The sequence below is a fragment of the Paenibacillus sp. OT2-17 genome (assembly GCF_009827695.1).
In the GTDB taxonomy this organism is placed as follows: Bacteria; Bacillota; Bacilli; order Paenibacillales; family Paenibacillaceae; genus Paenibacillus; species Paenibacillus polymyxa_B.
In genome coordinates, this window is the sequence record NZ_WUDQ01000103.1 from 1 (window position 1) to 10,412 (window position 10,412).

A 10,412-nucleotide genomic window follows, 5' to 3' on the forward strand; every position below is an offset into this window, starting at 1 on the left:
TCATTTTAGAAACCAAAATGGATGTGGACATACCCGCAGCACATGCCAAAATAATTTTTTTCATATTTGAGCGCCTCCAGAATTCATTTTTAACTATTTATACTCTTCATCCAGATCAGCAATAAATGAGCGTTCCTTGATAGCGGCTTGATACCAGTAGCCGGATTTCTTCAAATGCCGACTTCGATCATTGTCCAGGTTAATTTCCACCAGTCCATAGCGATTTTTAAAAGCATTCATGGGAGAAACGTTGTCTGTAAAGGCCCACAGCATATAACCTGTACAGTTGGAGCCCGCTTCTACAGCTTGTAATGTGTAGTATAAATGCTCAGTTATAAAGTCAATACGATAGTCGTCCTGAATAATGTGTTCCTCATTTTTGAAAGCAGCTTCATTCTCAATGCCCATACCATTTTCCGCGACAAACCACTCGATATTGTGATATTCGTTCTTGATACGCATTCCCATATCGTAAATGATTTTCGGATAAATCTCCCAGCCCCGTGACTTGTTCATTCTTTTACCCGGAAGATCAAAATGCTCATAGTAGTAAGAGGGGTGAAAGGGGGTGTTTTCGTTCCACGCTTTACTCTGTGCTTTTACCCGGTGGGGATAATAGAGATTGATCCCGACGTAGTCAACGGTATTTTCCTTAATGACTGCCAGTTCTTCCGCTGTAGCTTCAAATGTAATATCATGCTTGCCCATGAGATCGAACAATTCTTGCGGGTATTCGCCTTTAATAAGCGGGTCCAGAAATACTCGATTGTAAAATAAATCATACACATGTGCCGCATACTGGTCATGAGGGGCGCTTGATCGGGCATAAGTGACTTCGGGATTCAGAATAACGCCTATTTTAGCCCCGTGCTGACTATAGTTTTTTGATTTGAAAAGCTGTACGCATTTCGCGGTAGCCAGCGTTTTATTATAGTTCCATTGCATCCACTTCCGCGTATTTTGTTCATAGGGATAGCGAAGGGCATCTAGATAGACACGAGTCTGTACAACAATGGGCTCATTAAACGTAAACCAGTGCTTGACCCGATCGCCGTACCGTTCAAACACTTTATCCGCATATTTTACAAACAGCTCCACCACATGCTTGGAAGACCAGCCCTCATATTTGTTCAGCAAGTAGGCGGGTACCTCATAGTGTTCCAGACAAATCATCGGCTCGACTCCGCTCGCAATCAGCTCATCAATGACCCGGCCCATATAATCCGCATATGTTTCATCCACCACTACATTCTCATAATCCGTTAAGAAGCGGGACCAATTAATAGAAGTCCGATAATGGGTTAAACCAATCTGCTTCATCAGCGCAATATCTTCGGCATAGCGATTATAAAAGTCGGTTGCAACCGCGGGTCCATATCCATTGTGCCAGACATAGCGGTCATTTTTGTACCATTGGTCTAGGAATGAGTCCTGACCTTCTTTTTTACCGCTCCAGCCCTCTGTCTGCCAGGCGGAAGCCGCTGCACCCATGATGAAATTCGACGGAATTTGTATCGTATGTTTAGCCATGACATGTTTCTCCTTTTCATTGTATAAAGAATGCGTTTCCAATTAATTGATGTATTTCTATAGTAACGCATTATTCAGCCGTTCGCTTGTTGGCAATTTTGACGAATGGGAAATAAATGATAATGGCTACCACAATACAAATGATCTGAGTTACGACGGCGCCAATGCTTCCACCTGTAGACAGGTAGGCATTAATAATAGGCGGAGTAGTCCATGGAACCATGACGACGGCTTTACCTGCAAATCCAAGCAACGTCGAGAAGTAACCAATCGTTCCTGTGATGAGCGGAGTAATAATGAAAGGGATAGCCATCAATGGATTCAGCATAATCGGAAGTCCAAAAATGACAGGCTCATTAATATTAAACAGACCCGGACCCAATGAAAGCTTTGTTATTTCCTTCATATCTTCACGCTTGGAAGCGATCATAATACAAATCAAGAGGGCCAGCGTAATTCCTGAACCACCGATACTCATGTATACGTCCCAGAAAGGCATCGTAATAATGTTCGGAATGGGCAGTCCTTGCTCATAAGCAGTCATGTTGACGGTAATCGCGCCAAGCAGCAGGGGTTCACGAATGGGCTTTACCATTTGGTTCCCGTGAATACCGATCACCCAGAAGATTTGCGCAACCAGCATCAGCACCAGTATACCTGGCAGTCCCTGTACTACGGTCTCCAGAGGTTTTTGCACCACATTATAGACGGCATCGTACAGGTAGAGACCTGTAAACTTATGAAAAAAGAATCCAAACATTGAGAAGACAGTCACCGTAATAATGGTAGGAATGAGTGCCGAGAAAGAAACGGCCACATTGCTGGGAACACTCTCAGGCATTTTAATTTTTAGTTTATCGGACTTGCCCAGTTTGCTGTATAGCTCAACGGATAGGATGCTTATGAAAATACCTAAAAACAAGCTCTTGGTATCCGTAAATTGACGGGCTATGACGTCTGTTACCTTTTGCATGTCACCGTTAACCATCAACTCTATCGTGGTTGGTGTCACAGAGATAAAACAGATTAAAGCGAGCAAACCGGGGAAGAGATTTTTCTCACCGTTAATTTTTCCTAGCTCCAGACCAATCATGAAAATAGCCAGAATGGTAAGGATATTCAAGCTGGCATAGTTAATGCCTGAGAAAATCGGTTTGTACTCAGCCAGGAATGAGAACGGCTTAAAATGCGCAAGGCCATTGACCGGGTCCATGACCATATTAGAAATCAATACAGCAAAGGCACCGACAATAATAACAGGCATCAATGTGATAAAAGCTGATTTGATCGCTATAATATATTTAAAATTGTTGATTGCATTTGCTACCGATGTGAGGCCGTCAACCAGTTTGTCTTTGAAAGCCATAAGATAGCGTCCCTCCCTCTACGATTTCGGTACGAATTGATCAATGCGTTCATACAGGTCTACAAACTCTGAGGCCATATCACGTATAGTGATGGCATTCATCAAATGATCTTGAGCATGCACCATCATGACGGACATCTCTGTTTTTTCACCTGCTGCTTCCTTGCGGATGATTCTGGTTTGAATTTTGTGGGAAGACACCAGTTCTTTTTTTGCTGAGGCTAATTCATCTTTGGCTTCCCTAAATTTCCCCACCTTTGCAAGCTCAATCGCCTCCATGGCTGAACTGCGTGCATTCCCTGCGTATAATATAATTTGGAATACAATCTCTGTATCATCCATGTCCTCCATGTCCTCCATGTTCACGTCGTGCTCTGTAGATTCATCATTATTCACGTGATCTTCTCTCCTTTCAATGATCCCTTCGTATGGCTATTATAATTTGGAATCGCTTTCAACATAACGCACATTATTTCCTCTTCTTAACGGAAATAAATCGTTCTTCATACTCCTCATGTTCAACAATTTTTATGCAACACTTCTATGAATTCTGTATACGATTTGCAGCGAATAAGCTGCTGGACGAGCTGTTCATTATTTAAAATATCAAGCAAAATATGATACATAGTCTGTAAATCTTCTGATTTAGTACGCTGTATGCAGAGCATACAAATAAATTGTACCGGCTTGCCGTCCCAGTCGATAGCTTTTTGTAATGTACAGATGGCCCAAAACGTAGAATCTGCGAAAGGTTCCATCGGATGCGGGATCGCGACAAAGTTGCCAAATGAAGTGGGGGAAACGGCTTCACGCTCTATTACAGATTGCAGCAGGGGGCCTTTTACAAGATCTGCTTCGTGTATTTTTTCGGCTATAAATTCAAGCACTTGGAGTTTGTTCTCAAACTTCTGCTGAAGAAAGACCAATTTTTTTCGTACATACTGCACAGCAGGAAGTCTGGTCTCAGAAATGGCTTGCTCAATTTTAGTAATATCGGAACCGCCTAAAAATGTATTCACATGGATCATGGGGATAGAAAGCGGTTCTGAAATGGGGATCGTGCTAATAACAAAGTCCAGTGTATCCAACGGCATTTGTTTCAGCTTATAAAATTCAGTGGTTCCCACGATATCCAACCTGGAACCGAAGACCGATTGAAGCTTGTAATACAGCAGCTTAGCGCTACCGAGTCCAGAAGCACATACGATCATACATCTTTTGGGCGCGTCCTCCATTTTCTTTCTTTCCATCGCGACTCCGATATGAATGGCTAAATACCCAATTTCATTTTCCTCGATGTGTATATGAAGCCGCTGCTTGATGACCTCCGCAGCAATGATACCTGCTTCAAAGGCAAGCGGGTAATTGGCTTTGATTTCATCCAGCATAGGATTACGCAAATTCATTCCGTATTGATAACGGTTGATCACCGGTTTGAGATGAAGGCAAAATGCAATCAGCAATTCTTGATCGTTTTGAATGTTCATTTTCAACTGCTGATCAATTTGGTCCAGTATTTCAATAGTCAGTTCGTAGATATCTTTATCAATGATCTTTTTAATCTCCACTTCATCCATACGGGCACTAACGACGGTCCTTATACCCAACAGGTGAACAGCAATGTACGCAACTTCAACAAGTGGAAAGGAGTACTTCATGTTTTGTTCCAAGGCGGATACGATCTCAGTCGCCACCCTAAACTCTTTTTGCGCTTCGATTTTTTTCATCTCTTGAGGATAATACGAAACATACCTTTCTTCGCAAATACGCTTACATGCTATAGCAATATGAATGACCAGATTGTTCAGGGCAATGTCCGACAGCTGAATATCATTGATCTCAATACGATCCAGAATCACTTCTCTTATGAATTCCATCTCTTCGTTAGAGATCAGAGGAGGGGGGGACATCTGCTGGTTGCCTATTTCATCTATCCTATTAAATATATAGTCGGAAATGCAATAACGCAGCCTGGCCTCATTACCTTTGACTCGAATACCATGATAGGGTCTATTCTCCAGGGAAAGTCCGTAAGTTGCCAATAACTTGCGTAGTTCTTTGAGGTCATTCTGTAAAGTAGATCGACTAACATACAGGATCTCGGCTAAATCATCAAGTTTAACATATGCATTGGTAAGCAACAGCTTTTTCATTAAAAAACGATTTCTGGCTTCAGAAGAATTCGCTAATGGATAGGGTACATTATTTTCATAATCCTTTAATTGCTTCAGCAGATGATGAAATGCTTGTTCGTCCCGAACCTCTAACTTGTAGCCCGTTCCTTTAAGGGGTTTAACTGCTGCTCCATGTTTTGACAACAGCGCACCCAATTCCTTTAAATCCGTTCGTATCGTTCGAGAAGATACCTTCAATGCATTTGCCAAGTGTTCTCCTTTGACCATCTGTTCAGCAACTAATATACGAAGAATATCAAAAATACGCACAACGAGCCCCCTTTCTTAGCTGTTCTGATGAACAGTATACAACGGTTAGAGCGTAACCAAAAGAAGGGTTGACAACAGCGTAAATCCTAGATGACCTTGACACACCAGCAGATTCAGAGATATAGTAGACACAATAAGTCTTTGATTGAGGTGTAGTTATGAAATTTACAAAAGCTACAAATTATGCACTGCACACCATGCTCATGCTCGTTGCTGATTCGTCGGTTAAGCCGGTAGGTGTTCAGCAATTGGCCGAATCCCAAAATGTTTCACCAACTTATCTTTCAAAAATTTTGACGAGGCTTGTGAAGGCTGGAATGATCGAATCCGTTTCTGGAGCCAATGGAGGCTATCGCCTATCCCGTCATAAAGATGATCTTACTTTTTTGGATATTATCCATGCCATTGAAGGTACGAATTCTTTGTTTGAATGTGATTTTGTCCACGGATCTGAGTGCCTGATTCAAACTGTAATGAGGGAAGCAGAGGAGAAAATGGAACGACATCTTAAAAATACGAAATTGGTCGATTTGGCGCAAAAGCAAACGCAAGTTTAAAAGTAAGCGACTTTATATAGAAAGAGGGTGGTTGCCAGTTATGTAAAGCGTTTTTTTGGTTTTATTACAGATATAAAGAGTCTTTAATATCTTTGAAAAGGAGTTGGGTGTTATGCTGTACGATTGCGCTATTATTGGCGGAGGGCCCGCCGGATTGAATGCAGCCCTCGTGCTGGGCAGGGCAAGAAGAAGTGTGGCTTTGATTGATAATAATCGGCCCAGAAATGCGGTTACGCATGCGTCGCATGGTTTTATTACGAGAGACGGCGTAACGCCAGCCGAGTTCCGCCGTGTAGCTTATGAGGAAGTGCTGCGTTATCCGTCTGTCCATCATCTGCAAACCGAGGTTGTTTCAATTACGAAAAACGAATCCGGATTTGAGGTGCTTGATTCGTCAGGCCTTCGCGTTCAAGCGCGAAAATTGATATTAGCGACGGGCGTAAAGGAGATATTCCCCGAGATCGAAGGTTTTTATCCGTTATACGGGAAAAGTCTGTTTAATTGCCCTTATTGCGACGGCTGGGAGTTGCGGGATCAACCGCTTGTCCTTGTCTCTGAATCGGCGGCTATATTTCATACAGCCAAACTACTCCTTAACTGGAGTAAGGATTTGATCGTATGTACGAACGGTCATGCATCCCTGTCGGAAGAACAAAAAGAACGGCTTCAATCCAAGGGAATTGTGGTAATGGAGCAACCTGTTTCAGCGTTCATCGGTCACAATGGGCAGCTGGAGCATGTGCGCTTTACGGATGGCACTCAAGTCCCGAGGGTCGGCGGTTTTGTGTCTCCCCAGTTTGTACAAAGTACACCGTTTGGAGAACGTTTGGGCTGTGAAAGAACGGAGTCGGGCGGGATCAAGACGGATGAAGCGGGGAGAACCTCCATACCCGGTGTATATGCTGCCGGGGATTCATCGTACTTCATGCCTTCTCAGTTGATTTTTGCCGCGGCCGACGGCAGTCGAACCGCTGCGAGCGTAAATATGGATTTGACAGAGGAAGATTTCAACGAATGACGAGAAATTGGAATATTCTATATGGAATCTGATGATAGAAAAGGCCGCCAACATGGCGGCTTTATTCTAAAATCATTGAGAGAGCAAGCAATAATAAACCAATGATCATAGGTCATTTCAAGGCTAAACAAGATCTTCTTTCAATAACCTCTGTATTCACAAGAACCTGAGTATGATGCCTCTGATGATTGTTATGCCTCTCCATAAGCAAGTTTACAGCAGTTCGGGCCAAAATATCCTTTTTCACATGAATGGTTGTGAGTTCCGGGCTAATCACCTTGGCTTCATGTATATTATCAAATCCCATGACGGAAATTTGCTCAGGCACTCGAATGTTCATCTCTTGAAACGTTTTAATGGCACTGATCGCCATATAATCATTTTCACAAAATAGGGCCGAAGGTAACTCATTCAGTTCATGAATAGCTGTTTTAAATGCGTCCTGTGACATCACAAGCATGGGATGCATATCAAATATAAGCCCATTTTCTATGGAAAGTTTGTGCTCCTCTAAAGCCGCCATAAACCCTTCCTTTCGTTTTTTAAAGTTAAGAATTCTGGTACTGGATTGTACGTATCCTATCTTTCTGTGTCCTGACTGAATTAAATATTGGCCTGCCTGATATCCACCAAGATAGTTGTTAATAGATACGAAACTGGCGTCGACGTGTTCAAAGTAGGTATCTAAAATCACGATATTGGAATGAATGGATTGTATAGAATGAATAATCTCGGAAGTTAAATTGGTGCCAAGCAGAAGTATGCCTGAAGAAGGCTGATCTTTTTCCAAAGCAGATAATTCTTCTTCGAGGCTATGGCTATCAAAAGACGAAAAAATCAAGGTGTTTCCATGTTCTCTCACCTGATTGGTAATATGATGAATTAATTCATTGAAAAATGGAAGTGAATCATAATGCTCTGTTACGATGTCTGTATTTTTACAGGCCACAAAGCGTATCACATGATGATTTTTAATGACTTCCTTGCTTGTCTTCATGGTGCGTGGTTTATATCCATGCTCTTGGGCTATTTTTAGAATTTGCTCCTTGGTTTCTTCACTGACTCCGGGTTTGTTATTAAAAGCAAGAGAGACAGCAGATTTCGAAACACCTGCAAGCCTTGCAATATCATCAATTTTCAATGTGGAACCCCCTATTGAACTAAACTACATAAATTATATCATTACTCTACAAGAAAGTTTAGATTATAAACTAAACTAAACTAAATAAATGAAAAGAAAAAAATGTTGACCTTTTATTATTTGTAGTGTTAATATGCAAGTGTAAAGCGCTTTAATTTAGTTTATTTGCGAAAAAACATATAAATTTAGTTATTTATTTTAGTTATTTGTTTAGGAAGATTTGTGAATGTAGCAAGAAAGGAAAGGTGATTCATTTGAGTTTAAACATTGCTGAAAATCAAAGAAGTTTTACAAAAGAGGACAAACCTTTTTTTTATTTGGCAGATACGGTTTGGAGTGTATTTACCAACGCGACGATAGAGGAGTGGAGCGATTATCTTGACTATCGGAAGATGCAAGGTTTCAATGTGTTGCAAATCAACATGCTCCGACAATGGGACGCAAGTGAATCGGATCTGAATCTACAGCCGTTTGCATTACTGGAAAATGGGGATTTCGACTACCATACATTAAACGAAGCTTATTTTGACCGGGCAGAAATCATGTTGAAAATGGCTGTAGAGCGTGGATTTGTTCCGGCACTGGTTCTGTTGTGGTGTAACTATGTACCGGATACATGGGCCGAAATGTTCCAAAAGGGCAACAAAATGCCATTTGAATGCGTTGAACCCTATGTAACGTACGTCGTAAACCGTTTTTCTCCATTTGATCCTATTTTTCTGGTTAGCGGGGATAGTGATTTTCCGACTGAACGTGCCAATTCCTATTATTTAAAAGCACTGGACATTGTACAACAATTAAGCCCTGCAAGCTTAACTACGCTGCATATTCAAGGGAGATTGAGAGAAATTCCTCCAGCCTTTGAGAAACACAAGGGTCTTGGATTCTATATGTATCAATCAGGACATAACTCCCAGTTTCAACATGTAGCCCATGAGATTGCTCAACATTTCTATCATAAGTCAGATATACGGCCTGTCATTAATGGGGAGCCATGTTATGAACAAATTAGTTACAGCCGCAATGTGTATGGCAGATACACTGCACTGGATGCCAGAAAAGCAGCATGGCAAAGTCTCCTTGCAGGCGGGGGAGCGGGAATTACCTACGGGGCGCATGGCATTTGGAGCTGGCACAAGAAAGGAAAGAAATTCGGCATTGTAGAAGGGGAAGGATTCGATAGTCCCTACGATTGGAGAACCGCATTGCGATTTGAAGGTGCGTGGGATTATTCCTTTATTAAATATTTGTTTGAAATGTATAACCTTATCGGCATAAAGCCGCTAGATATTGTTTTAAACAAGACAGAGGAAATTAGAGCTGCGGGGAACGAGAATACCCTTATCTTGTATGTCCCGGTTAACACGAAGGTGCGACTAAGTATCAACGTGCAGGATTACAAGTTTACAACGATTGATTTAGCCGGGAAGCGGTTTGCCCAAACTGACGTGTCCGTCCAAAAGGATCAATCGGTGCTAGACATGCACAGCTTTGAAAGTGATGTTGTCATCATCGGAACGAAATAAAAACAGAGAAGAATGTGGATGGAGTGAAGCAACATGTGGAAAATCGGCGTTATTGGAACGGGATATTGGTCGGAAAAACATATAAAAGCATGGCAGTTTATCTCGGATGCAGATATCAAAGGATTTTGTGATCGAAATTAAGATTTACTTTTTCAAAAAGCAGCTCAATTCCATATACCTACTGAATTGGGAGAAGTGCCGTAATTGTCGCAGTTATAGCACATCCAGCTACTACGGATAGAAAAATAGAAAGCGCATCCAAGAAGGAGTGAACATGATGGATCATAAAAAAACAGCCAAAGAAGTATTAAGTGCCGTGGGCGGAAATGAAAATGTGAACAGTGTCATTCACTGTGTCACTCGATTGAGATTTAAACTGAAGGATAATCTATTGCCAGATAAAGAAAAGATCAAGCAGATTGACGGTGTCATTACCGTTGTGGAAAGTGGTGGCCAATTTCAGGTGGTCATCGGAAATGAGGTTCCCAAAGTATACGAAGCTCTTTTGGATACAATGGGAGTAAAGCATGGAGATCAAATGGTTGAAGACGATCAAAAAAATGAAAAAGCGAGCCTATTTAGCCGCTTTGTCGATGTAATTTCAGGTGTATTTATGCCCGTTGTGGGTGTGCTCGCTGCTGTGGGGATTCTAAAAGGACTATTGGCTTTATGCACATCCCTGGGCTGGATGACTGATCAGATGGGCACGTATAAAATTTTATATGCGACAGCAGACGCAATGTTTTATTTCTTTCCGGTTATTCTAGGGTTTTCAGCAGGTAAAAAATTTGGAGGAAACCCGTATCTGTCTGCCGTTTTGGGAGCAGCAA

9 protein-coding genes are annotated in these 10,412 nt (G+C 41.8%); 4 read left to right on the forward strand and 5 right to left on the reverse strand.

Annotated features, from left to right (window positions below):
* Nucleotides 1-93 precede the first annotated feature (93 nt).
* The 4 genes from GRP75_RS13515 to GRP75_RS13530 form a co-directional block, all read right to left on the reverse strand.
* Entirely contained in the window at nt 94-1,530 is a 1,437-nt protein-coding gene (locus GRP75_RS13515; RefSeq protein ID WP_160789552.1) for a glycoside hydrolase family 1 protein, read from the reverse strand.
* 70 nt (nt 1,531-1,600) lie between these two features.
* A complete protein-coding gene (locus GRP75_RS13520) occupies nt 1,601-2,896 on the reverse strand; it encodes a PTS sugar transporter subunit IIC (RefSeq protein WP_160789553.1) in 1,296 nt (431 codons plus the stop codon).
* Nucleotides 2,897-2,914: 18 nt separating this feature from the next.
* The gene (locus tag GRP75_RS13525) at nt 2,915-3,238 is read right to left on the reverse strand and encodes a PTS lactose/cellobiose transporter subunit IIA (protein WP_034095210.1); all 324 of its coding nucleotides are present in this window, start codon (nt 3,236-3,238) and stop codon (nt 2,915-2,917) included.
* A 176-nt stretch (nt 3,239-3,414) separates the two neighbouring features.
* Nucleotides 3,415-5,340, reverse strand: coding sequence for a BglG family transcription antiterminator (locus tag GRP75_RS13530; protein ID WP_023990087.1), 1,926 nt, complete (start codon nt 5,338-5,340; stop codon nt 3,415-3,417).
* A gap of 158 nt (nt 5,341-5,498) precedes the next feature.
* Between GRP75_RS13530 and GRP75_RS13535 the strand changes: the two genes are divergently transcribed.
* The gene (locus GRP75_RS13535) at nt 5,499-5,897 is read left to right on the forward strand and encodes an Rrf2 family transcriptional regulator (RefSeq protein WP_023990086.1); all 399 of its coding nucleotides are present in this window, start codon (nt 5,499-5,501) and stop codon (nt 5,895-5,897) included.
* 112 nt (nt 5,898-6,009) lie between these two features.
* Nucleotides 6,010-6,915: an NAD(P)/FAD-dependent oxidoreductase gene (locus GRP75_RS13540; protein ID WP_160789554.1), complete on the forward strand. Its 906-nt coding sequence runs from the start codon at nt 6,010-6,012 to the stop codon at nt 6,913-6,915.
* A gap of 112 nt (nt 6,916-7,027) precedes the next feature.
* Here the strand turns inward: GRP75_RS13540 and GRP75_RS13545 are convergent, their stop codons facing one another.
* The gene (locus GRP75_RS13545; protein WP_160789555.1) at nt 7,028-8,056 is read right to left on the reverse strand and encodes a LacI family DNA-binding transcriptional regulator; all 1,029 of its coding nucleotides are present in this window, start codon (nt 8,054-8,056) and stop codon (nt 7,028-7,030) included.
* A 245-nt stretch (nt 8,057-8,301) separates the two neighbouring features.
* Between GRP75_RS13545 and GRP75_RS13550 the strand changes: the two genes are divergently transcribed.
* Both GRP75_RS13550 and GRP75_RS13555 read left to right on the forward strand, forming a co-directional pair.
* Nucleotides 8,302-9,582: a glycoside hydrolase family 140 protein gene (locus GRP75_RS13550; RefSeq protein ID WP_053326018.1), complete on the forward strand. Its 1,281-nt coding sequence runs from the start codon at nt 8,302-8,304 to the stop codon at nt 9,580-9,582.
* Nucleotides 9,583-9,859: 277 nt separating this feature from the next.
* Nucleotides 9,860-10,412, forward strand: a 553-nt coding sequence (locus tag GRP75_RS13555; RefSeq protein WP_160789556.1) for a PTS transporter subunit EIIB, incomplete at its 3' end; no start/stop codon positions are given.